We start from the raw sequence: 22184 nt of genomic DNA, 5'->3' as shown, positions 1-22184 counted from the left end.
TGTCCTTTCGGGTGTCTGGGTCCGGGCGGCGAGCTCCGCCGCCCGGGAAATCAACTGAATCATTCAGCGGGCTGGGCTGCGGTGCCCTGCGGCGTGCGGCCATGTTCGATGTCGTGGAGAAGGCCGCCGGGGCGCGTGTAGACCACCCAGGTGATGACGACGCAGATCACGTAGAAGATCAGGAAACCCCACAGCGCCCCAACGGCAGACCCGGTCATCGCGATTGATGTCCCGTAGGCCTTGGGGATGAAGAAGGCGCCGTAAGCCGCGATGGCCGAGGTGAAGGCCACGATCGCGCCGGACTCCATCGCGATCTGACGCTTGCGCTCTTCAGCACCCAAGTGCGGCATCAGGCGCGGAATTTCGCGACCCATGATCACCGGGATCATCTGGAAGGTCGACGCGTTGCCGACACCGGTCAGGAAGAAGAGCGCCATGAAGCAGGCGAAGAAGCCGACGAAGGAGCCCAATCCAAGGAAGCTGATCACACCGAAGGTGGCGACGATCATCAGGGCGAAAGTCCAGAAGGTCACGCGACCGCCCCCGAACTTGTCCGAGATCCAGCCGGTGGCAGCGCGGCTCAGCGCCCCCACGAGCGGCCCAAGGAACACGTAGTTGAGTGCGTTCACTTCGGGAAAGGCCAGGCGCGTCAGCAGAGGGAAACCCGCCGAGTAACCGATGAAGCTGCCGAAGGTGCCGGTGTAGAGGATGCACATCAACCAGTTCTGCTTGCGTCCGAAGATCACTGCCTGGTCGGCAAAGCTGGCGCGTGCATCTGCGATGTCGTTCATGCCCAACCAGGCCGCTATGGTCGCTGCGAGGATGAAGGGCACCCAGATGAAGCCTGCGTTCTGCATCCACAGCTGACCGCCGTCGGACATGGTCTGCGGTTGCCCGCCAAGTGCCCCGAAGACACCCGCCGTGATGACGATGGGCACGAGGAACTGCATGACCGACACGCCGAGGTTCCCCAGCCCCGCGTTCAGCGCCAGTGCGTTGCCCTTTTCGGCCTTCGGGAAGAAATAGCCGATATTGGCCATCGACGAGGCGAAGTTGCCGCCGCCAAAGCCGCACAGAAGGGCCAGGACGAGGAAAATCAGGTAAGGCGTGTCGGGGTTCTGCACCGCATATCCGATGCCCATGGCGGGCAGCAGCAGCGAAGCGGTCGACAGCGTCGTCCACAGCCGCCCACCGAAGATCGGCACCATGAAGCTGTAGAAGATGCGGAGCGTTGCGCCCGACAGGCCCGGCAAGGCCGCCAGCCAGAACAGCTGGCCCGGGGTGAAGTCGAACCCGATGGCGGGCAAGCGAGCCACGACCACCGACCACACCATCCAGACCGAGAAGGCCAGCAGAAGCGCCGGGATCGAGATCCAAAGGTTGCGGCGTGCAACGGCACGGCCCTTTTCGGCCCAGAATTGCTGGTCCTCCGGCCGCCAATCCTCCAGCACGCGCGGCATGGCGGTGCGTTCGGGGTGGTGAATGTCCTGCATCTCGGGCAGCTGCGGCAGTTGGTCGAGCACTTCGCCATGCGCGGCGCGCTCCATCGCGCGGATCGACAGATGCATCCAGGTCAGGGCGATGGCGACCAGTCCGAACAGCAGCGCAAAGCATGACGTATAGATGCCGGTGAGATCGAGGAGTGCGCCGAAGGCGATCGGCAGGACGAACCCACCAAGGCCCCCGATCATGCCGACAAGCCCGCCGACGGCACCCACATGTTTGGGGTAGTAGACCGGGATGTGCTTGAAGACCGCCGCCTTGCCGAGGCTCATGAAGAAGCCCAGAGCGAAGAGCGTGACGATGAAGGGCCAAAGACCCATTTGTGTCGAGAAGGCGATGGCGCCGTCCTTGCCCTGGATGACGTAATCCGTGGGCGGGTAGCTCAGCATGAACAGGAACAGCAGCGAAAAGCCGAAGGTCCAGTACATGACCCGGCGCGCGCCGAACTTGTCGCTGAGATGGCCGCCGTATGCGCGAAAGAGCGAAGCCGACAGACTGAACGACGCCGCCGCCATGCCCGCGAAGCGCACGTCGATTCCGTAGACGTCGATCAGGTAGTGCGGCATCCACAGCGCCAGCGCGACGAAGGCACCAAAGACGAAGAAGTAGTAGAGCGAGAAGCGCCAGACCTGCAGGTTCTTCAGCGGTGCGAATTGCTGCGCCAGCGACGGTGCCTTCGCCCCTGTCTTGCGCCGCTCGACCAGCTCAGGGTCGTCCTTTGCCAGCAGGAAGAACAGTACGCCGATGATGGCGAGCCCCGCGGCCCAGACATAGGCCACACCGTGCCAGCCATAGGCGACCATGACGAAGGGAGCGACGAACTTGGTGACCGCGGCGCCGACGTTGCCCGCACCGAAGATACCCAGCGCGGTCCCTTGGTGGCCGGCGTCATACCAGCGGCTGACATAGGCCACACCGATGATGAACGATCCGCCAGCGAGGCCGATGCCGAGCGCGGCAATCAGGTACATGATGTAGCTGTCCGCCAGCGTCAGCGCCCATGTGGCCAGCGCCGTCAGGATCATCTGGCTCGAGAACACCAGCCGCCCGCCGTATTTCTCGGTCCAAACGCCGAGAAACAGGCGGGTGACCGATCCGGTCAGGATCGGGGTGGCGACCAGCAGGCCGAACTGGGTGTCATTCAGGCCAAGCTCGGCCTTGATGGCGACACCGATGATGGAAAAGATCGTCCAGACCGCGAAACAGGCGGTAAAGGCGATCGTGCTCAGGCTCAGGGCGCGTGTCTGATCGGCGCGTGAGGCTGTTGCAACGGTCTGCATGGCGGGTCTCCGGCAAGAAAAGTCTTTCACCCCTGAGTGGGGATCAGTGCCAGACCTGACGCTGCTGAGCCGTCCGTGACTTGATCTAGATCACAAAACTTGGAAAAGCATAACGAAATAAATGGCTTATAGAAATTTGTCATCCGGTGCGCGGTCGCAGATCAAGGCTGCGGTCGCGAAGGTCAACCGACGGGTTGACATATATCAATTGATTTGGTGACAATTGTTAAGCGCGCAAAGTCGAAGGGGGACCGACATGCCCGATTCCGAATACCGGGATATTCGAAAACTCGATCTCTTTGCGCAGATGGCGGATGGTAATTTCACATCCTTGATGCGTGGCGCCTATGTGCAGAATTTCCCTGCACAGATCGAATTGATCACTGAAGGAGAACCGAGCGACTTTCTTCACATCGTCATTTCGGGTTCGGTCGATCTGTTTTCGACCTGGAATGGCCGAGAGACCAGCATGGCGACCGTCCGCCCGATCTCGACCTTCATTCTAGCGGCGACCATTAAGGATGCGCCCTACCTGATGTCGGCCCGCACGTTGGAGAAAAGCCGGATCGCGCTGATCCCCAGCCAGGACGTTCGCGCGATCTTCGACGCCGACGGCAACTTTGCCCGTGCGATCGTCACTGAACTGGCGCAGTGCTATCGCTCGGTCATCAAGGCGCAAAAAGACCTGAAACTCAGAACGTCGCTCGAGCGGCTCGCGAATTACCTGCTCAGGCAACAAAGGCACGCCGGCGGTGGGGCTGCGTTCGAGTTGGACTTCGAGAAGCGGCGCCTGGCCTCTGTGCTGGGCATGACACCTGAAAATCTCAGCCGCGCCTTCAAAGGCCTGCAGCCCTACGGGGTGACCGTGACCGGCACTCGCATCACCATCGACAGTCAGGCGGATCTTGAGCGCTTTGCGAGACCAAATCCACTGATTGATGACTTTTCAACTTGAGGGACTGACAGATGACCAAATCCATGCCCGGCGCCGCCGGAGATCTCGCCGAGGAACACCCCGATGTCTGGAAGGCCTATGCTGCCTTGGGCAAGGCTACAGCCGAATGCGGCCCGCTGAAGGACCGCGAAAAGCGCCTTGTCAAACTCGCACTCGCGATTGGCGCCGGATCCGAAGGCGCGGTCCATTCCCACACCCGGCGTGCCAGATCGGAGGGCATTGAGGCTGAGGCTATCATGCAGGTAGCGATGCTGGCCATCGGCCCGCTTGGCCTGCCTCGTGCCGTCGCCGCAAAGACCTGGATCGAAGACATCAAGGATTGACGTTCAGGGAAGCGGGCTGACCCCAAAAAGCAATGGATGCGCCCAGAGCAGCGCCCCGTAAAGCGCAACGCCTGCCGCAAGCCGTAGGAGAGTGCCCCCCGACAGGGACGCCAAGAGGAGCGGCGCCTCCGCTCCGCGATCAAGCATCCGTTGCCATTCTGGCCCCATCTCGCGGCGTTTGCGCCGGTCGATCAGTCGGCCTCCCAGCAGCGCGAAGGCGGCGAAGGTACCGAACAGGATCACATGGGCCAGATCTCCGTTGGGCACGACATGGGCCGCCGCCCAAAGCGCCAACGCCAGAAGCAGCGGGTGACGCGACAAGCGGACGATTCCGGGCCGTGCAGGATCGAACAGATCGTTGCGCGCCCCGCCGAACGAGAACGGGTTGGGCCGGCCGATGGACAGCGCGAGGATCAGGCAGACCGGCCCCATGACCGTCAGTGGGACATGGACCTGCCATAGGGCCCAATCCCAAAGGGTAACATGCGGTGCGCGACCCGCCGCCCCGATCAACCAGGAAAGTACCGCCAGCGACAGGACAGAATAGGCCAGTGTGAAGCCGGAAGCGCCTAGTCGAGCCTGAAGCCGAGGCCGCAACGGCGGGCGCACGGGCAAGGAATGCGACAGGAAGAACACGACACAGGCGAGGGCGAACTCGAACCATCCCATCGGTGCGCGCCTCAGATCCGCTTGGCGGCGGGCAGACGTAGCAAAAGCCCGCCGTAAATGACCGCAAAGCTGCCGAAGGCGACGATCCACGACAGCCCGGACACCGTGTGCAACGGGCTGGAAAACTCGGGCCATACGCCCCCAGCGACCCGCGCGAATACGGACAGGATCAGGGCCATATAGATCATGAAGGTCCCTGCTCCCGCCCGCAGGTCCTGCCCGGTATGACCAAGCGTGGCGCGTGTCATCACCGCCAGTGTCATCAGGCCGATTGCCCCCGCCATCCAGAAATGCTGCGCGCCCGCCATTCCGAAGGACCCGGGAGCCAAGATTTCTGCGGCCAATGCCAGGGCCCCCAACGGCACGAAGGCATAGCCTGCGTGCAACACAGTCACCAGCGGCTCGGCAAAGGTGTGGTGTCCGGCCCAACGGGCCAATCGCAGGGCGTGCAACACGGCTGCCAGCGCAAGCGCCAATCCAGTCAGCGTCCCGAGAGGCAGTGCTACCCACAGCATAACCGCCACCAAAAGGGTCCCGAGCGCCCCCTTATCGAAGGGCTGCATCGGCGCTGCGGGCAGTACGGCGCTGCGCCGCTTCACCAGCCAGTTACGGGTGAAGGACGGCACTATTCGGCCGCCGATGACCGCGATCATCATCACGCCCGCGCCCAGGCCTAGTCGCAGGCCGTAACCTTGCGCGGCATACTCGCCTCGCGCGGCCTCCCAGTGAAACAGCGCGTTACCGAGGGCAAAGACCGCGAGCATCCCCAGCACGATCAGATTGCGCCAGTTCCGGCCCGCCACGATTTCGCGCCCGATCACCGTGGCCAGTACGACCGGGAAGGCAAGGTCGACCGCCGCCACCAGCAGCCCCGGCAACCCCGCCGAAAAGATCACAGCCACGCGCCCCACGAGCCACAGAGCCGCCAGTCCGCCCAGCGGCCAGCCGACGATTGGCAGGCGCCCCGTCCAGTTTGGCACCGCAGTCAGGAGAAAGCCCGCGACGACGGCGCCGAGATAACCGTAGAGGAACTCGTGCGCGTGCCATGACACGGGGTCGAAGGCTGTGGGCAACATCAGGTGCCCTGACAGCATCGGCACCCAAAACACCATCGCCAGCACGGCCCAGACCGCCGCCCCGAAAAAGAACGGGCGGAACCCGTAGGTCAGGATCGCGGGTCCGGTCCAGGCGCGCATCTGTTCGGCGGTCGAGGTCATTTGTGGCGTCCCTTGCGCGCTCAGGCCGGCGCCGCGGCGGCAATGCGGCGGTAGCCCGCCGTGCCATGATAGAAACCGTTGCTCAGGCCCGCATCCCCGCTCAGCGTCGCAAGGCGGGCATCGGCCTCGCCTGTCGGCACGCGCCCATCGAGCACATCGCGAAACACCTGCGCCACCGCGACCATGTCCACCGCCTGTGGCATCAGCCGCAGGTGCGTGACGCCATCGGCAATCAGACGGGCCGCTTCGGGGAGCAGGTCGACATAGCTTTCCGACAGGGTCTGGATGCCGTTCACCCGCAGGATCGGGCGGTCGTCGCGGGTGCGGAGCGGCATGCCGTCGGGGTCTTCTTCACAGACGAACTGGCAGTTGTCCTTGGTGCGGCCGTGCGCGCGGGCGTGATAGCACCGCGCTGACACAGCCAGAGACGCGCGGCCGTAAACCTGCACCTCGACACCCAGGCCCAACGCAACTGCGGCCTGCGCCGCGGCTGCAATGGCCGGGGCCGGCATCTCGGCCGGTAGGCAAACATGGGTCGCGCCCTGCCCGGCCATCCAGGCTATCGTCGCGTCGTTGTAGGCGTTCATGAAGGGGCCGATCCGATGCGGACGCTTACCGCGCGCGTAAAGCCCTGCGGCGTTGTTCACCTCGATCTCGGGCGAGACCATCTCGGCGATATCCTCGGTTGCCTTGCGCTCGCGTTTCAGCATCACCTCGGCCAGCGTTGACAGGATCACGCGCTTGCCTGCGCGCTCCAACCGCTCGATCGTGGCCGGCAGGTCTGCCTCGTGGAAGGGCGCGCGCTTGGAGCAAATCACCTCGCCCAGATAAACCTCGTCGACGGGCGCCTCATCCGCGATGCGGGCATAGAAGTCACGCCGTGCATCCGCGGACCAGTGGTAGGCGATCGGGCCGAGCGTCAGTTTCGTCATGGTATTCACCGCCATTTCTTTGTCTCGAAGGCGCCCTGGGTCTGCTTCTGCCCCTCGGTCAGGGCGATCAGGTCGGCGATGTTTGCCTCGCGTCCGGCCTTGATGTCATCCACCGCTGCGCGGAACGCACGCACAACGCCGCGGACATAGCTCTTCGACCGCTGACGCCCTTCGATCTTGAAAGCATGCACGCCCGCCTCGATCAGGTCCGGCAGCAGCCGCGACAGATTCAGGCTGATCGGTTCCTCGAAGGCGTAGTAGCCCTCGGGGCGATGGGGCGCGGCGTAGCGGCCCTTGCAGATCGTGGGATAGCCGGCCTTCTCCTCGGGCCCGAACCGGTCGATGGTGAAACCCGCCAGCTGCGAGGACATCGACCCGTCAGCGTCGCGCACATATTCCACGTCCGAGGCGGGCGAGCACACCCCGTCCATGTTCGTGGATTGACCCGTCAGGTAATTGGTCAGGCTGCATCGCCCTTCCACCATCAGCCCGTGATTGCCGAAGATAAAGGTCTCGATCTCGCAGGGAATCTCGCGGCGGATCTGGCGGATCTCGGGGATTGTCAGGATGCGCGGCAGGACCACACGCTTTACACCGAAGTTCTCGCAATAGTAGCGGATCGCCTCGGGCGATGAGGCCGCGGCCTGTACCGACAGGTGCAGCCGGACGCCCGGATACATCCGGGCGATGTAGTCGGCCACGCCCATGTCGGCCACGATGAAGGCATCAACGCCCAAGCGCGCGCCGGTGTCCGCCGCATGTCGCCAGAGATCGACCTTGCCCGCAGGCGGATAGGTATTCAGCGCCAGCAACACCTTGGTGCCGCGCGCATGGGCATAGGTCACCGCCTCGGCCAGTTCATCGGGGGTGAAGTTCAGCCCCGGGAAGTTCCGCGCATTGGTCGCATCCTGGAAGCCGCAATAGACCGCATCGGCGCCCGCGTCGACGGCGGTGCGCAGCGCGGCGGGGGTGCCCGCGGGGCAGATCAGTTCGGCAAGGCTCATGCGTATTCCCTCGGTTTGGTGGCATCCGGATAGGCCCGCCGCAACCGTGCGAGAACCGCCCGTCCGGGTGTCCCGAACATCGCCGACGCCTCCTCGGCCAGCGAGCCGTCCATGTCGTCGAGCGCATTCCTAAGACGAACGACGGCCTCGGTGTCCCCGCTGATTTCCAGATCGCGCGAGAAGAAGGCCGCATCGCCGTCCTGCTCGGCGTCGATCAGTTCCAGAAGCAGCAAGAACCGCCCGCGGATCGTGGCCCCGACCTGCGGCGCCGTATCGCGCGGCACGGCGCGGAAGACGAGCGCCTGCGGGTCGGGGCGGAGATGCAGCGCAAAGGGCAGTTCCACGGGATCGATCAGGAAGTCAGTCGCCTGGTGCGGTCCGAGCCGCGCGAAGAGAGACGGGTGCCGCGCCGCGACCCGACGGACAACGCGCGTCAGGACCGGTTGCAGCACAAGGCAGGCAAGCCGCGCGATCGCGCCTTCGCCGGGCCGCAACCGGGCCGTTGGTTCGCTCGTCGGGATCATGATGGGTCCTTTCGCTCCCCCGATACGCCCTTCTCCGTCACGATCCTGTCGAGGGGAATGTCATGGGGCTGCGGGTAGATTGTGGTCAGTCGGGCTGCCGCCAGCGCGATGCCGATGGTGACGGGCCGCGGCGAAAGCGCGGCAAGTGTCCGGTCATAATAGCCGCCGCCCCAGCCGAGCCGGTAACAACCCTCTTCCCAGCCGAGGCAGGGCGCAAGCGCGATATCGGGCACCAGGACCTCCGCCTCGGGCGGCGGAACGGGGATGTTCCAATAGCCGCGCAGCATACGCATGCCCGGCGTCCATCGTCGGAACACGAGCGGCGCTGCGGGGGTCTCCACCACCGGCAGCGCGATACGGACGCCCGCCGCGTGAAGATCGGACAGGAACGGGCGCAGATCCGGCTCTCCTCGGATCGGCCAGTAGCCGGCAAGCACGGTCTCCCGGAGGGTCCCGCGCGCGGCGAGGACCGTTTCGAGATGACCGCAGATGGAATTGCTCACCTGCGCCCGTCCTGTCTGGCCCAACCCCTCCCTCAGGCTGGCCAGCCTTGCCCGCTCGGCTCGACGCCAGCGCGCCACGTCACGCGCCTGCTGCACATCCGTGCCAAGCGGATCGAAATAGGTCGGGTCCACCTCCGCCGCCATGCAGGGGGGCGAGGCATAGGCTCCCTGTCCGCTCATGGACACGCACCTTCCTCGGCCACAGGTGCGACAGCGGCGTTGCACCAGTCCATGACGGCAGCCTCGGTCGGTGTGAGAATCGTCGCCATGCCATCGGCATAGCGGTCGAACGCGGCCCTGTGGGTTTCGGAGAGACCCGTCAGGACAGGAACGCCGCGGGCAAGCGCCTCGGAGATCAGCGCGCGGAAGCCGCGCCCCTCTGCCTCGCTCAGGCCAAACTTGTTGAGGATCACGAGGTCTGCCCGGCCGGCCCGAAGCCGCGACATCGCCAACCCGACGGCCTCCTCGAAGGCGCTCGCATCCATCCGGCAGGCGGTGGCGCCGGGTCCGAGATCTTGCGTGATGCGCCAGCGCGGCCCGTTGGGCAGAAGCCAGAGATCGCAGTCGCACGATCCCGATCCGGCATCGGGCGAGGCCGCGCGCAACGCACCCACCAGCCGGACGCCGTCCCGCGTTAGCCGGTCAGCCATCGCGTCCATAAGACGATCCGTCCCGCCGCGTCCTTCGACTGTCACCCCCGCAAGCTGCATCTTCGCCTCAAGCCGGCTCGAAGCGCGGGAACAGCACATCGTTCTCCAGCGCGATATGGGCGGCAAGGTCGTCGAACAGCGCCGCCAGGCCGCCATAGAGCGAGCGCCAGGAGCCGCAGGCGTGCTCGGGCGGTGTCAGATCGCAGGTGAGCCGCCGGATCAGCGCGATGTTTTCGGCGTGATCGTCGTGGTCGGCGCGCATCACCGCGATGGGGTGCTCGATGCCCGGCCCACCGCCCGCGCGCATGGCCGGAAACAAAATCATCTCCTCCTTCATCATGTGATCCTCCATCTCACCGGCGAGCGTCCGGATGGCAGCGGCGAGTCCCGTGGGCGCGTCGGGATCGTCCGCATGCACCCGCTCGACCCGGTCAGCCAGTGGCATGAGCGAGGCGAGATCCTCCCGGTGCATCTCGTGATAGCGTGTTAGGATATGGTCGATCAGCGCGTCGGTGTTCTGCGGCACGTCCGTTTCGGGGAGGTCTTTCATCGCGGGTCCTTTCCCTCGCACGTCGCCCGGTCCTTGCACGGGCCGTAGCGAATTGGTATTTTCAATGCGCATACCATCTTGTGAATGCGCATTTCAACTACCAAATCAGGATCGCGACCTTGCGCCTCACTTCCTTCACCGACTACGGCCTACGCGTGTTGATGCGGATGGCGGGCGCACCCGACCGGGCCTTCACCACGTCGGAACTCGCCGATGAATTCCGTGTCTCCCGCAACCATCTGGCCAAGGTGATCTCGGCACTTGCCGCGGCAGGTCTTCTGGAAACCCGGCGCGGCGGTGGGGGAGGCGCCATGCTGGCCCGTGCACCCGAAGACATCCGCCTGGGCGATGTGGTGGCGGCCCTCGAAGCCGATCAAGCTCTGGTGGAATGCTTCGCCGTCGGCACCAACAGCTGCACCCTGACCCCGCAATGTCGGTTGAAGGCGCGGCTGGCCCATGCTGAGGCGGCGTTTGTCGCCGACCTCAACCGCGGCACCCTGGCCGATTGCGTTTACCGTCCGGAAAACGCCTGACGCGCCACCCACGCGATCCAGCCCCAGACCGCGCTGCGCAGGGCCATGGCGTAAACGGTACGCATCTCGAAGGCTCCACCTTGGGCGACATGCAGGCCGAACGCCGCGAAAACCAGCAGCGTTGCGGCGAAGATCACGAACGATAGTGGCCAGGCCCATCGCCGCCGCTGCCACAGGCCGAGACCCGCGACGACATAGGCGAGCCCGGCCAGCGTGTTGAACCACAGCACGAAGGGTACGACTGCCCCCATGTCGGCTGATCCGAGCAATGTTCGGCCACCAGAGAAAACGGTCAGCACGCCAAAGGCAATCGCAAAACCGCCCGCTATGCGGAGCGTCAGACTGGTTCTAGGCATCGCAAGCGCCCTCCTTCGCGCGTAGAAGTTCCATCTGCACGTCAAACAGCCGCAACCCCTCAGGCACGAGCGCAAAGCCCCGGGCGCCGAGCGTCCAGCGGATGGCGACACCCTGCACCAGCGACGTCAACAGGATGGCGACATCTTCCGGGCTGACGTCGTGCTTCAGATCGCCCGCAGCCTGAAGATCACGGATCACGGCAACAAGGCGGCCCTGAAAAGCGCCCAGAAGCCCCCGGAACACGTCGCGCAGGGCTTGATTGTCCACCTGCAACTCGCGCGAGAACAGGATCGAGGGCAGGGCTGGCGTCTCGGATATGGCTGACAGCTGCGCACCGATCAGCGATTTCAGGCGTTCGTGCGGCCCGGTGGCCCCTGCCTCGGCCGCAGCCCAGTAACTCTGCAACCGGTCAGCGATATCCTCGGCCACCGCCAGCCAGAGCGCGCCCTTGGTGGGGAAATGCCGGAAGATCGCAGGCTGACTGAGGCCGATGGCACGCGCGACATCCGTGGTGCTCAGCCGGTCGGGTCCGATCTCGTCGGCCAGTCGCAGAACCTCGGCCACGATTTGCGCCTTTCTCTCTTCAGCACTTTGACGGCCCGACATGAGTCACCTCTTGTTAGTTATAAGTCACTAACATATACTGTTGACAACCGCAACCTCTATCCCGAGTCGCGCACCCTGACCGAAAGGATCCTAGCCATGCCCGCCAAGACCGCCCCCACCGGCTATTCCCGCCTTCAGATCGCGCTGCATTGGCTCATCTTCGCACTGATCGCGCAGCAATATCTTTTCAAGGACGCGATGTCGGCCGCATGGGACCGCATCACCGATGGGCTGGAGGCTGGGTTCGACCCGCTCGTGCTGGCCCATGTGGCGGGCGGCGCGCTGGTGATGATCTTCGCGCTGTGGCGGTTGACCCTGCGCGCCCGGCGCGGCGTGCCCCCGGCGATCGAGGCCAGCAAGGTACAAGGCATTCTCGCGAAGCTCACCCATGTCGGGCTTTACGCGCTGATGATCCTTATGCCACTCAGCGGGTCTGTCGCGTGGTTCGGCGGGGTCGAGGCCGCGGCGCAGGGGCATAACGTGATGAAGATCATCCTGCTGGCGCTGGTTGCGCTGCATGTGATTGGCGCGCTCTACCACCAGTTCATCCTGCGCGACGACACGCTGGCGCGGATGCGCCGGGCGCAGGGCTGAACCCATGCGCCTCGCCCCGCTCCTGGCGCTGCCACCCATCGCGCTCGGCATTGCCGCGGCGGTCTGGATGATCGCGTCTGCCCCCGGCCCCGCGCAGGTCGGGGGCGGCGCGCCCGCGCTGCCCGTTCGGGTGATGACGGTCGCGGCGCAGGATATTCGGCCCGCCGCGACCGCTTGGGGCAACCTACGCGCGGCCGAGACCTGGGTCGCCGTGGCCGAGGTGCAGGGCGAGGTGATCTGGCGCCATCCGGACCTTGAGCCCGGTCGCCTGATCCCGGCGGGGACGGAAGTGCTGAGAATCGACCCCGCCGACTACGAGCTGGCGCTGGCGCAATCGCAGGCCGACCTCGCGGTGCTGGAGGCCGAGCGCATGCAGCTTACGGCAGAGGCGGACAACACGCGGCGCATCCTTTCGCTGGAACAGAACCGGCTGGCCCTGGCCGAGACCGATCTGGAACGCACGCGCACACTCGTCGCGCAAGGCGCCGTTCCGCAATCGCGCGCAGACGAGGCCGAGCGCGCGACCCTTCTGGCCCGTCGCACGGTGGCGGAACTGGAGAACACGCTCGCCCTGATCCCCTCCCGCGAGGCGCGGATCGCGGCACAGGTCGCGCGCAGCGAGGCCGCCATCGACCGGGCGCGCCGCTCGCTCGACCGCACGACCCTGACGACGCCGTTCGACCTGCGCGTAACCGAGGTGATTGCTGAGCTGTTTCAGACCGTCGCCCCCGGTCAGGTGGTGATCCGTGCCGACGGGATCGCGGCGGCCGAGGTCGTGGCGCATCTGCCCATCGACAGCTTTCGACAGCTGCTGGGAGATGCACCGGAGGGCATCACCCTTGCCGACATGATGCGCGACATGCCCGCCACGCGGATTGCAGTGACGCTTAGCCCCCTGTCGGACCCGAGGCAGATCTGGAGCGCCCGTGTTGTCGGGATCGAGGGCGCGCTGGATGCCCGTGCGCGCACCGTGCCGGTCGTGGTCAGGGTTGACGACCCCTATGAGGGCGCGGACCCGCCCCGCCGCCTGCCGCTGGTGCCCAACATGCAGGTGCAGCTTTCCTTTTCGGGCGCTTCCATGACAGGCGTCATCGCGATCCCCGAGGCGGCGTTGCATGGCGACATGGTGCGTATCCTTGGCCCCGAAGACTTGCTGGAATTGCGCCCCGTCACCGCCGCCTTCGCGCAGGATGGCCAGGATGGCCGCGTCGTTATCGCCGCTGGCCTGTCGCCGGGCGAACGCGTGGTGATCGACGACATCGCGCCGGCCATTCCCGGCATGGCCCTGACCCCGGTCGAGGTCCAGCCATGATACGCTGGTTCACCGGCCACCCGACGGCGGGCAACCTGCTGCTTCTATTGTTCCTTGCAGCGGGCATCTTTGCCGCGCCGGGCCTGTTGCGCGAAACCTTCCCCGATTTCCGCGCCGTCGAGGCCGAGGTCACCGTGCCCTACCGGGGCGCTGCAGCCGAGGATGTGGAAGCCGCGATCTGCGCGCCGCTCTGGGACGGAGTGCAGGGTGTCGAGGGGCTGGAAACCTTCACCTGCACGGCCCAGACTGGTCGCGCGCGGGCCGTGGCAACCATGGCGCCCGGTAACGATGCGCTGCGCTTCGTCAATTCGCTGCGCACCGAGGTGTCGGCCATCGACACCTTCCCCGACCGCGCCGATCCTGCCGTGGTGCGCGAATTGCACCGCTCGGATCCTGTCACATCGGTCGCCATCTCGGGCGATCTGCCTCTGGGCGAACTGGACCGCTACGCTGACGCGCTGTTGGACCGGCTGACCGCCCTACCAGGTGTCGCGGGCGTCACGCGCGGCGGCCTCGGCACCCGGACACTGACCATCATTGCGGAGCGCGCCGTGCTCGACAGCCACGGGCTGACACCCACGACGCTCGCCACCGCCATCGCCGCGCAGAACATCGACCTGCCCGCAGGCACACTGGAGGGGCCGGGCGCGGAGCTGACCCTGCGCTTCACCGCCGAGCGCGATACAGCCAGGACGCTTGCCACGATCCCGGTTCTGGTGTTGCCCAATGGCGCGACCCTGACGCTGGGCGACGTGGCGGCGATCGAGGAACGCTTCGACCCGCCACAAGACCGCGCCTTTGTCGATGGCATCCCCGCCATCGTGCTCGATATCGCCAAGGCGCTCGATGCCGACGCGCTGCGGGTGCTCGACGGCGTCGCGGCGCTGGTGGCCGAGGAAACCGCCCGCCTGCCCGACACGATCACGGTGGAGGTGGTGCAGGACGTGACCTCCATCATCCGCGACCGGCTGGTGATGCTGGTTCAGAACGGGGTGATAGGCCTTGTGCTGGTGGTCGTCGTCATGAGTCTGTTTTTCCGACCTGGCTTCGCGATCTGGGCAGCGATGGGCCTGCCCATGGCCTTTGCGGGCGCCTTCGTCTGGATGGCGCTGACAGGGCTCAGCCTCAACATGATGACGCTGGTGGCGCTTCTGATGGCGATCGGGATCGTGATGGACGATTCCATCGTGATCGCGGATTCCATCGCGGTTCATTCGGCCAAGGGGGCCACGGTCGAAACCGTCGGGGCGGGCGTCGCAGCCGTGGCGCCCGGCGTGATCTCGTCCTTCCTGACGACGTTGGCCGTGTTCCTGCCCCTTGCCTTTCTGGCAGGCGAACTGGGGGCGGTGCTGGAGGTTCTTCCGGTGGTTCTGCTGGCCGCACTCGCCGCTTCGCTGATCGAGGCCTTCCTGATCCTGCCCCATCACCTGAAAGGCGGGATGAAGGACACCGCCGCATCCCGTTTTCGCATCCGCTTCGAGGCGGGTTTCGATGCCCTGCGCGAACGTGGCGTGGGCCGCTTGGCAGACGCCGCGATCAAGGCGCGCTGGCTTGTTGTCGGTCTGGCCATCGGGGCGCTGATCGTGACCGTCGGCGCCTTGGGCGGCGGCGTGGTCAAGCGCGAGGCGATGCCCGAGATCGACGGCGACGTGCTGGAGGCGCGGCTGATGCTGCCCGCGGGCACGCCGCTTGTGCGCACGACCGAGGCCGTCGCACAAGTAGAGGCGGCGCTGGACCGCGCGAACGCCCGCCTGTCCCCCGATCAGCCCCAGGCACAACCGCTGGTGATCCGCCGCATCACCCGGCTGGGCCGCAACCTCTCGGCGGGCGAGGCCGGTGCCCATGTCGCCACCGTCGCGGTGGACCTGCTCGGCGCCGAGACACGCGGCAGCACGTTGGACGAAATCGTCACGCTCTGGCGCGCGGAAATCGGCACTCTGCCCGGTGTGTCCTCGTTGATCCTGACCGAGCCGGGGATCGGCCCGCAGGGCATCGCGGTGGAATTGCGCCTGAGCCACCCCGACCTCGCCACGCTGGAGGCGGCGGGGCGCGCCACGCTGGCGGAGCTTGAAACCTATGCCGGTGTGCGCAACGCGATCCTCGATTTGCGCCCGGGCGCGCCCGAATTGCGGCTGAGCCTGTCGCCGGGGGCCGAGGCGCTGGGGCTGGCCGCAACGGATGTGGCAAGCCAACTTCGCGCGGCCTTTCTCGGCACACAGCTTGCGGAAATCCGGCGCGGCGATCTGGCCTGGGAAATCGAGCTGCAGCTTGCCGATGAGGACCGCGCCAACCGCGCTGACCTGAACCTTTTCGAGATCGCGCTGCCCGGTGGCGGCACCGTGCCGTTGTCGAGCATCGCCACCGTCACCGAAGCACGTGGGTGGGGAACCATCACGCGCCGCAACGGGTTGCGTACGCTGACCGTCGCGGCCGATGTGGACGGCCGCATCGGCAATGCCGACGCGATCACCGCCCGGCTGGCCGAGGGCTTTCTGCCGGACCTCGCGGCTGCCACCCCCGGCCTGATCTTCGAGATCGGTGGGCAGGCCGCGAATTCGGCGGAAACCGTCGTCTCGATCCTGCGCGGGTTCCTGATCGGACTGGTGGGCATCTACATCGTCCTCAGCTTCCAGTTCCGCAGCTATGTGGAGCCGCTGATCGTGATGATCACCATCCCGCTGGCGTTCCTGGGCGTCATCTGGGGCCATGTCCTGATGGGCTACAACATCTCCATGCCCTCGCTGGTGGGGGCGGCCTCGCTTGCGGGAATCGTGGTGAACAACGCGATCCTGCTGGTCGGCGTCATCAACACCCGCCGCGCCGAAGGACTGTCAGCTGCGCTGGCCGCAGGCGAAGCCGTGCGATCGCGGTTCCGTCCTATCTTCGTCTCGGTCTCGACGACGATCATGGGCATGGCACCCTTGCTGCTGGAATCCTCGACGCAGGCCCAGACGCTCAAGCCGCTGGTGATCTCGGTTGTCTTCGGACTCTTGGCTGCGACAGTACTGATCCTTCTGGTTTTGCCTGCGTTCTACGCAGCACTTGAGGACCTCAGGCACGGAAAACGAGGAACTGGCGAACTGGCGGGAGCTGGCTGATCAGCCACTTATTTTCGGAACGACAAGCGGGCTGAAGCATTCTGACGTTTGCCCGGCCAATGGCTGCTATGAGTCGAAGCCGGTCCCCGCTTGCCCTCTTGGCAATCTGCACTCCGTAACGGTTGTGTACTATCCCGCGTCCCTTACGTTCGGGGCGTAATGTGCCCAGGGTGCGCGCGATCAATCAAATCCGCTTGCTATCGTTAGTGTTGTTTTGTATCGCCGCACCATTATAGCTGGAGTCGGTGTCATGAATCACAAGGTCCGGACCGCAGCAGCAGCTGCGGCCATCACAGTATCGAGCCTCGTCGGTTCGGTCGAGCCGGCGCAAGCCTACCAGGTCGACTGTGCCATTCTGCTCTGTCTGGCAGGCGGCTGGCCGGCATCGGCGCCCTGTGCCCATGCGCGTGCGGTCTTCATCCGCAGGATCACACCCTGGCCGATCGAGCCACCCTTGCAGATCTGGCGCTGCCCGATGGGGGCGTCGTTCAACGCCCCTGCCCCGCTCTCGCCGATGGAACGCCTTTACGACATCGGCTTCCGGGAGGCGCCTCAGGCCAGCGTACCGCAAGCTCCCCTGCCCCTGGTCCAAGTCCAGTCAGACGAGCAGGCCGACATCGATATTTCGGGCGACGCCTTCGACTTCGTCCGCAGCATCCGTGTCTTTCACATCCAGTTCAGCCAACGCGAAAACAGTGAAGGCGATTGCAACCGTTACGACGCCACGCGCCTCGGATCCTACGGTGTGCAGGGTGACTATCGATGGACACGGTCGAGTGTTGCCCACGTCCCGCCCGCATCACAGCTGCCCGACACCGGGCACTGCAACTGGGTCAGCTACCGCTCGGTCTTCGTGGACTGGCGGGATCATGAGGGGAACTACGGTTTCGAAGAGGTCCGCTACTGAACTTGGCCGGGCCTGGCCCGGGGCAGGTCCGCACCTGATCATCTTGCGCCTGTGACGGTGCACCGAACCAAAAAGGGAAACGACGCCAGACCGAAAAGCCTGACGCCGCACTAGAAGAACCCGTGAACAAGGATCTTCTAGCGCACTGTCCGAACCGCCGCAACCAGCAAAGTTGTTTTGCTGGCAATATTGTTGTTTGCTCTCGGCATGGGGTCGTCTCTCACAGGAGACACCGACCATGGAACCCACGACCGGCCTGATCCTGAGGCGGATCACTCAGACAGATCTGTCCGTTTCCGCCCACAAGCTGGCGACCGTCATCCTCGACGCCATTGCGTGGAAGGAGGGTTACAACGGGCTGCCGCGAGGGACGGCCGCCTTCACGCTGGCCGACTTGGCATCCAAGATGGGCATCTCGCGCCAGTACCTGACCGAGCTGCTGTCTGAACTCGAAGCGTCTGAGCTGGAGCTGAGACGCGACAAGCCCAACGGCGAATTCGCGCCCTGGCTCTTCCGCTTTACGGCCTTCGATACTGAGGACGGCGATCAGGATGTTGCGTCAGGCACAGGCGACACATCACTATCTAGAGAAAGAAATAACAAAACTATTTTCTCGGGACAGATCACTATTTCTGAGGTATCGAACGTCTTCCAGACGTGTTGGGCGGAGTTGATCAAAGCTGCGAAGAGGGCCCTGCCCTGCTGGAACGTCGACACGCAGGTGATCTGGGACCGATTCCTTGCCTTCAACCGAGCTCGCGGGAACGACAGGGTTCCCGCCGGCTATCTTCTCGGGTTCATGCGCCGATGGCGAACCTCACCCGGTTCGGAAAGCCGACCAACGGAAGCGCCAACTCCGCAACAGGCAGCTGACCCACGCGAGCGGGTGTTGCTCGCTCAGATCAAAGCCGCACCCAGCGGCAACCGGCAGTTTCACGCGTCAGATCTGTGTCGGCTCATCGGGCAGGCTGCCTACGATGCGCGGGTCGTCGACGTCATCCGGCAGTTTGGCTGCCCAAGGTTCACCGCGACACTCGCGGTTCATGGGAAGGCCGTGATCGCAGGCGAGATTACACGATGACTTTGCGGTGCTCCTGCGACACCGCCTGTGTCGGCTCACGTCAAAGACGAGAGACGATTTCCTTCAGGCATCGAACGCATGGACGTTGAGCAGATCGACATCGTGCGAATACCATCGCGCTGTATATCGACCGAATGGTCACGATCACATTCATGAACCAGGAGAAGCCATTGAACCTTCAACGTGCCATCGAAATCGCTGCGGAAGCCCATCGGGAACAAACCGACAAGGCCGGTGCGCCGTATCTGCTACATCCGCTCCGGGTGATGATGTCATTGGAGACCGACGACGAACGGATCGTGGGCGTCCTGCATGACGTGGTCGAAGACGGCCCCGGCTGGACATTCGAGCGCCTGGAAAAAGAAGGGTTCTCGCCGACTGTGCTCGACGCCTTGCGCCTTGTAACGAAGCGGCCCGAGGATGAAGGCGACAGCGAGGCAGTGTACGTGGCCTTCGTTCAGCGCGCCAAGGGCAACAAGATTGCGCGTCGGGTCAAGACGGCCGACATCCTCGACAACCTGAACGCTTCGCGTTTGTCCGCACTGACCGAAAAAGACATGCGCCGCATGAACCGCTACCTCGCTGCTCTACGGGAGCTGCGGGATGCAGACACCTGACAGCGCTGTATTCGGGTATCACTGGCGTGCGGCCAGCACATCGTAGAGATCCTCAGGCGACAGCCCATCATTTCGATCAGAGCTCGATCTTGTCTCTGTCGCGCGCGTCTCGACGATCCGCCACATGCGATAGCGCCCCTGCCCCGTGACCTCCCGGATCAGGCCCCGCTCCTCCATCCAGTCGACGTTGCGCTGAACCGTTGCCCGGTGCGCACCTGTCAGTTTCTCAGCCATCTGTACCGAGACGAGCGGCCAGCTTGTGAAAAGGTCCCGCAGCAACGGCGGTGTCTTGCCCGAGAGCGGTGCCATCGTTCGCTCGGCAGCCGCTGCCCAAGCCTCGATCTCGTCGAGCCTGCGCAAGGCTGCCAATGTCGCGCTCTCCATCGCGCTCAGCCAGCGCGCCAATCGGGCGGGCTGGTCCCCGATCGCGCGGAAACCCCCTCCCCCGCCCATGGCGATGGGTGCGAAGATTGCGCCCGGAGCGCTCCCCGACGGCGCGAGATCGGCGATCGCGACACGCGCAGCCGTCACCGCAGCCTCGAGCGGGTCATCGACCGGTGAAAGCTCCGCGACGTGCCAAAGATGAAAGCCCATGCAGGCCCGTGTCACGGGGTGGAGATCCTCAGCCTGATCCATCATCGCGAGCCATCCGGCGGCCCGGTCCTCAAAGGCTTCGCGCTCTGCCATCTCGGCCACGCGCGAGGGCGCCTTGGCATCGTCGAAACGCTCCCCCTGCCCCGGGCGGTCGCGCCGGTCGAGAAAGGTTTCGAGGTCGCCCACACCTGACCGATGCGCCAACGGCGCGGGTCCGCCGGTCAGCCGCCGCACGGTCCAGCCGATCCGGTACAGCGCTTGCGCATCATCCGTGACGGTCGAAACCCGCAGCGCCATGTAGAGCGACAACCGGTCGAGCCCAATGCGGTCCTGCGTGAGCCAGCTGAGATCCGCGGCTTCGATCAGGGCAAGCCGCTGCCGCCAGCCAGCCGGGCCTCGGCGCAGGCGTTCATCAAGGATTCCCAGGCGCGCAGAAACACGGGCGAGCTGCGCCGCCTGCCCGGCCTCGGCCGCGCGCCAGGCATCGACAACATCGGATTCCTTCGCCTCAGGCGGAGGTCCGGGCGGCAGGTAATCCGGTTCGTCCTCTATCGGCCCGGGCAGGAACCAGTGTCGCAATTGCTTTGCCGTTTCATTAAAAAGTTCTTACAGGATTCCAGCAGGATGAAGCGTAATCCGACGTGGTATTTTACGTTTCGATTTCAATTTTTAGCTCGCGTTTCAATAAGCGAGAACATGGGGCAGAAGATGGGGTTTAGAAACCGTGGAGGGGCGGGTTCATGACGCTGCGCGAAAACGAAGCGTCTGACGAGGCTTGGGCGAAGGCAACGCGTATCGGGCGAGAACTGGATCGCATTCTGGACGGGCAAGAGCCTATGCGCACCGCAGTTGCTCGGGCCGCATCCGAATTGCGTCTCTCGACGCGCCAAGTCTACAACCACCTGCGCCGATATCGTACCGAACGTCGGGTGTCTTCGCTGTTGCCAAAGACAGGTGGAGCTAGGCGCGCAAGGATCAGCCCGGCTGTTGAGGAAATCATTTCGGCAACACTTCGGGAGATCTGGCTTCAGCCCGAGCAACCGGACCTTGCGCCGATTGTCGATGAAATCCGCAGCCGTTGTGTCAGCGATGGTCTTGATCCGCCCGCCTATGTCACCGTTTCCAAGCGTATCCCACGACTGTTCACGCCCGAGGAGATTGCACGACGGCGACATTCAGGAGGGAAAAGCCTGCGGCGTCTGAAACCCCGCCCAGGCTATATTCGGGCCAAACACGCACTCGATGTAGTCCAGATAGACCACACCCCCGCTGACATCCAGTTTGTGGAAGTCATCGATGGTCAGGGCATCTATGTCGGACGCCCCTATCTCACTATCGCAGCCGATGTTGCAACAAGCGCGATTATTGGCTTCTGCCTGACCCTAGAGAAGCCCTCACGCCTGTCGGTCGCCCTCTGTCTTGCACAGGCGATGTGCCGCAAGGAGGACTGGCTGGCAGCGCGCGACATCAATCATTCCTGGCCGATGTTTGGCCGCCCGAAGAAGGTCGTCGTGGATTCCGCCATGGAATTCAGAAGCACCAGTTTCATCCGGGGATGTGCTGATTACGGCATTGCAATTGAAAGCCGGAACAAGGGGACCGTCCATCGTGGCGGGGTTGTCGAACGGCTTCTCGGCAAGGTGAATACGATGTTACGCTCCCTGCCTGGCAAGACCGGGCGTTCCATCGCGGATCGGGGTGAATATCTGTCCGAAGACCGTGCGAGGCTCAGCTTTGCAGACCTCGAACGCTGTATCGCGTTGGCGATCATCGATCACAATCTTAGCCAGAATGAACGCAAGCTGACGGTCCCGACCATTGAATGGAAACGAAAATGCCGTCAGCCGGATGGCCCGGAAGACAGCCCTTTCGACGTATTGCTCAGCTTTCTCCCGAACAAGACACGCAGGATTTCACCTCAAGGTGTCAGCCTGTTTGCCAACGACTATTTCGATCCATGGTTGGGCCCGTTGGTCGCCCGCCGTGATCGATTGGATGCTCTCGATGTTCGTTATGATCCTCGGGACATTAGCCACATCTACATCAAGGATCCCGATACAGGAGTCTGGCGCCCTGTGGCGCGTCGGGATGGACTGCTTGAAGGGGTCACCCTCTGGCAGCACAGGGCCGAGAGAAACCGAGCGCGCGAAACCGGTCGGCGCCCGATCGAGGAGAAGACCGCGATCCGCCGCGAAATCGCGGCGACCGTAGATGCCTCGGCATCGAAGAAGCAAAGGCTGAAGGAAGTCGCTCGGGCCAGGCATGCGGCTCATGCGCCGAAACCCTACCAGAGCCTGACTCCTGCCCCGACACCAATCCGGGAAACGCCCGACCCCGAACGTCCGCGCCGCGTCTATCCGGTGGAGGATTGGTAA

22 protein-coding genes are annotated in these 22184 nt (G+C 64.5%); 10 read left to right on the top strand and 12 right to left on the bottom strand.

Annotated elements, in window-relative coordinates; all coding sequences use genetic code 11:
- Nucleotides 1-59: 59 nt before the first annotated feature.
- Complete coding sequence (locus QO033_RS17200) at nt 60-2783, bottom strand: nitrate/nitrite transporter (RefSeq protein WP_284482202.1); 2724 nt, start codon at nt 2781-2783, stop codon at nt 60-62.
- 256 nt (nt 2784-3039) lie between these two features.
- Here QO033_RS17200 and QO033_RS17195 point away from each other — a divergent pair, with 256 nt between their 5' ends.
- Nucleotides 3040-3738, top strand: coding sequence for a cyclic nucleotide-binding domain-containing protein (locus QO033_RS17195; RefSeq protein ID WP_284482201.1), 699 nt, complete (start codon nt 3040-3042; stop codon nt 3736-3738).
- Between the two features lie 11 nt (nt 3739-3749).
- Nucleotides 3750-4061 carry a carboxymuconolactone decarboxylase family protein gene (locus QO033_RS17190; RefSeq protein ID WP_123644112.1) on the top strand — a complete coding sequence of 104 codons (312 nt, stop codon included), beginning with the start codon at nt 3750-3752 and terminating at the stop codon, nt 4059-4061.
- A gap of 3 nt (nt 4062-4064) precedes the next feature.
- Here the strand turns inward: QO033_RS17190 and QO033_RS17185 are convergent, their stop codons facing one another.
- From QO033_RS17185 to QO033_RS17150, 8 genes are read right to left on the bottom strand one after another with little or no spacing between them, the layout of a single operon-like run.
- Complete coding sequence (locus QO033_RS17185; protein ID WP_284482200.1) at nt 4065-4730, bottom strand: NnrU family protein; 666 nt, start codon at nt 4728-4730, stop codon at nt 4065-4067.
- Nucleotides 4731-4741: 11 nt separating this feature from the next.
- Nucleotides 4742-5947: an NnrS family protein gene (locus QO033_RS17180; RefSeq protein ID WP_284482199.1), complete on the bottom strand. Its 1206-nt coding sequence runs from the start codon at nt 5945-5947 to the stop codon at nt 4742-4744.
- Between the two features lie 20 nt (nt 5948-5967).
- Nucleotides 5968-6879, bottom strand: coding sequence for a ubiquinone anaerobic biosynthesis protein UbiV (gene ubiV / locus QO033_RS17175; protein WP_284482198.1), 912 nt, complete (start codon nt 6877-6879; stop codon nt 5968-5970).
- A 5-nt stretch (nt 6880-6884) separates the two neighbouring features.
- Complete coding sequence (gene ubiU, locus QO033_RS17170) at nt 6885-7883, bottom strand: ubiquinone anaerobic biosynthesis protein UbiU (protein ID WP_284482197.1); 999 nt, start codon at nt 7881-7883, stop codon at nt 6885-6887.
- Nucleotides 7880-8407 carry a ubiquinone anaerobic biosynthesis accessory factor UbiT gene (gene ubiT / locus QO033_RS17165; protein WP_095590942.1) on the bottom strand — a complete coding sequence of 176 codons (528 nt, stop codon included), beginning with the start codon at nt 8405-8407 and terminating at the stop codon, nt 7880-7882. Before ubiT ends, ubiU begins: the two co-directional genes overlap by 4 nt.
- On the bottom strand, nt 8404-9090 hold the full coding sequence (locus QO033_RS17160; protein ID WP_284482196.1) for a 5-formyltetrahydrofolate cyclo-ligase: 687 nt from the start codon (nt 9088-9090) through the stop codon (nt 8404-8406). The genes ubiT and QO033_RS17160 overlap by 4 nt, the downstream gene beginning before the upstream one ends.
- Entirely contained in the window at nt 9087-9620 is a 534-nt protein-coding gene (locus tag QO033_RS17155) for a DUF2478 domain-containing protein (RefSeq protein ID WP_284482195.1), read from the bottom strand. The genes QO033_RS17160 and QO033_RS17155 overlap by 4 nt, the downstream gene beginning before the upstream one ends.
- Before the next feature lie 7 nt (nt 9621-9627).
- Nucleotides 9628-10110, bottom strand: a complete 483-nt coding sequence (locus QO033_RS17150; RefSeq protein WP_284482194.1) for a hemerythrin domain-containing protein — start codon at nt 10108-10110, stop codon at nt 9628-9630.
- A 119-nt stretch (nt 10111-10229) separates the two neighbouring features.
- On the opposite strand from QO033_RS17150, the gene QO033_RS17145 reads away from it, so the two are divergent.
- The gene (locus QO033_RS17145) at nt 10230-10643 is read left to right on the top strand and encodes an RrF2 family transcriptional regulator (protein WP_284482193.1); all 414 of its coding nucleotides are present in this window, start codon (nt 10230-10232) and stop codon (nt 10641-10643) included.
- Here the strand turns inward: QO033_RS17145 and QO033_RS17140 are convergent.
- Nucleotides 10622-10894, bottom strand: coding sequence for a hypothetical protein (locus QO033_RS17140; RefSeq protein WP_284482192.1), 273 nt, complete (start codon nt 10892-10894; stop codon nt 10622-10624). The genes QO033_RS17145 and QO033_RS17140 overlap by 22 nt on opposite strands.
- Before the next feature lie 97 nt (nt 10895-10991).
- On the bottom strand, nt 10992-11564 hold the full coding sequence (locus QO033_RS17135; protein WP_284482191.1) for a TetR/AcrR family transcriptional regulator: 573 nt from the start codon (nt 11562-11564) through the stop codon (nt 10992-10994).
- 138 nt (nt 11565-11702) lie between these two features.
- Between QO033_RS17135 and QO033_RS17130 the strand changes: the two genes are divergently transcribed.
- From QO033_RS17130 to QO033_RS17105, 6 genes are all read left to right on the top strand, one after another.
- On the top strand, nt 11703-12200 hold the full coding sequence (locus tag QO033_RS17130) for a cytochrome b (protein ID WP_284482190.1): 498 nt from the start codon (nt 11703-11705) through the stop codon (nt 12198-12200).
- 4 nt (nt 12201-12204) lie between these two features.
- Nucleotides 12205-13512 (top strand): efflux RND transporter periplasmic adaptor subunit, encoded by a 1308-nt coding sequence (locus tag QO033_RS17125; protein ID WP_284482189.1) that lies wholly within the window; start codon nt 12205-12207, stop codon nt 13510-13512.
- On the top strand, nt 13509-16610 hold the full coding sequence (locus QO033_RS17120; protein WP_284482188.1) for an efflux RND transporter permease subunit: 3102 nt from the start codon (nt 13509-13511) through the stop codon (nt 16608-16610). Before QO033_RS17125 ends, QO033_RS17120 begins: the two co-directional genes overlap by 4 nt.
- Nucleotides 16611-16860: 250 nt before the next feature.
- The gene (locus QO033_RS17115) at nt 16861-17517 is read left to right on the top strand and encodes a hypothetical protein (protein WP_284482187.1); all 657 of its coding nucleotides are present in this window, start codon (nt 16861-16863) and stop codon (nt 17515-17517) included.
- A gap of 238 nt (nt 17518-17755) precedes the next feature.
- Complete coding sequence (locus tag QO033_RS17110; protein ID WP_284482186.1) at nt 17756-18598, top strand: hypothetical protein; 843 nt, start codon at nt 17756-17758, stop codon at nt 18596-18598.
- Between the two features lie 152 nt (nt 18599-18750).
- Entirely contained in the window at nt 18751-19215 is a 465-nt protein-coding gene (locus QO033_RS17105) for a bifunctional (p)ppGpp synthetase/guanosine-3',5'-bis(diphosphate) 3'-pyrophosphohydrolase (RefSeq protein ID WP_123644149.1), read from the top strand.
- 18 nt (nt 19216-19233) lie between these two features.
- Here the strand turns inward: QO033_RS17105 and QO033_RS17100 are convergent, their stop codons facing one another.
- Nucleotides 19234-20388, bottom strand: a complete 1155-nt coding sequence (locus QO033_RS17100; protein WP_284482185.1) for a helix-turn-helix domain-containing protein — start codon at nt 20386-20388, stop codon at nt 19234-19236.
- 161 nt (nt 20389-20549) lie between these two features.
- Here QO033_RS17100 and QO033_RS17095 point away from each other — a divergent pair, with 161 nt between their 5' ends.
- Nucleotides 20550-22184, top strand: a complete 1635-nt coding sequence (locus QO033_RS17095; RefSeq protein ID WP_228866801.1) for a Mu transposase C-terminal domain-containing protein — start codon at nt 20550-20552, stop codon at nt 22182-22184.

The sequence above is a fragment of the Pseudodonghicola flavimaris genome (assembly GCF_030164425.1).
GTDB lineage: Bacteria > Pseudomonadota > Alphaproteobacteria > Rhodobacterales > Rhodobacteraceae > Pseudodonghicola > Pseudodonghicola flavimaris.
Note: the sequence above shows the minus strand (reverse complement) of the source record. Positions and strands in the feature narration are given on the sequence as shown.

Coding starts and splice junctions, on each gene's coding strand:
- QO033_RS17200 (WP_284482202.1), bottom strand. CDS start 2,783: ATGCAGACCGTTGCAACAGCCTCACGCGCCGATCAGACACGCGCCCTG.
- QO033_RS17195 (WP_284482201.1), top strand. CDS start 3,040: ATGCCCGATTCCGAATACCGGGATATTCGAAAACTCGATCTCTTTGCG.
- QO033_RS17190 (WP_123644112.1), top strand. CDS start 3,750: ATGACCAAATCCATGCCCGGCGCCGCCGGAGATCTCGCCGAGGAACAC.
- QO033_RS17185 (WP_284482200.1), bottom strand. CDS start 4,730: ATGGGATGGTTCGAGTTCGCCCTCGCCTGTGTCGTGTTCTTCCTGTCG.
- QO033_RS17180 (WP_284482199.1), bottom strand. CDS start 5,947: ATGACCTCGACCGCCGAACAGATGCGCGCCTGGACCGGACCCGCGATC.
- ubiV (WP_284482198.1), bottom strand. CDS start 6,879: ATGACGAAACTGACGCTCGGCCCGATCGCCTACCACTGGTCCGCGGAT.
- ubiU (WP_284482197.1), bottom strand. CDS start 7,883: ATGAGCCTTGCCGAACTGATCTGCCCCGCGGGCACCCCCGCCGCGCTG.
- ubiT (WP_095590942.1), bottom strand. CDS start 8,407: ATGATCCCGACGAGCGAACCAACGGCCCGGTTGCGGCCCGGCGAAGGC.
- QO033_RS17160 (WP_284482196.1), bottom strand. CDS start 9,090: ATGAGCGGACAGGGAGCCTATGCCTCGCCCCCCTGCATGGCGGCGGAG.
- QO033_RS17155 (WP_284482195.1), bottom strand. CDS start 9,620: ATGCAGCTTGCGGGGGTGACAGTCGAAGGACGCGGCGGGACGGATCGT.
- QO033_RS17150 (WP_284482194.1), bottom strand. CDS start 10,110: ATGAAAGACCTCCCCGAAACGGACGTGCCGCAGAACACCGACGCGCTG.
- QO033_RS17140 (WP_284482192.1), bottom strand. CDS start 10,894: ATGGGGGCAGTCGTACCCTTCGTGCTGTGGTTCAACACGCTGGCCGGG.
- QO033_RS17130 (WP_284482190.1), top strand. CDS start 11,703: ATGCCCGCCAAGACCGCCCCCACCGGCTATTCCCGCCTTCAGATCGCG.
- QO033_RS17125 (WP_284482189.1), top strand. CDS start 12,205: ATGCGCCTCGCCCCGCTCCTGGCGCTGCCACCCATCGCGCTCGGCATT.
- QO033_RS17120 (WP_284482188.1), top strand. CDS start 13,509: ATGATACGCTGGTTCACCGGCCACCCGACGGCGGGCAACCTGCTGCTT.
- QO033_RS17115 (WP_284482187.1), top strand. CDS start 16,861: ATGAATCACAAGGTCCGGACCGCAGCAGCAGCTGCGGCCATCACAGTA.
- QO033_RS17110 (WP_284482186.1), top strand. CDS start 17,756: ATGGAACCCACGACCGGCCTGATCCTGAGGCGGATCACTCAGACAGAT.
- QO033_RS17105 (WP_123644149.1), top strand. CDS start 18,751: ATGAACCAGGAGAAGCCATTGAACCTTCAACGTGCCATCGAAATCGCT.
- QO033_RS17095 (WP_228866801.1), top strand. CDS start 20,550: ATGACGCTGCGCGAAAACGAAGCGTCTGACGAGGCTTGGGCGAAGGCA.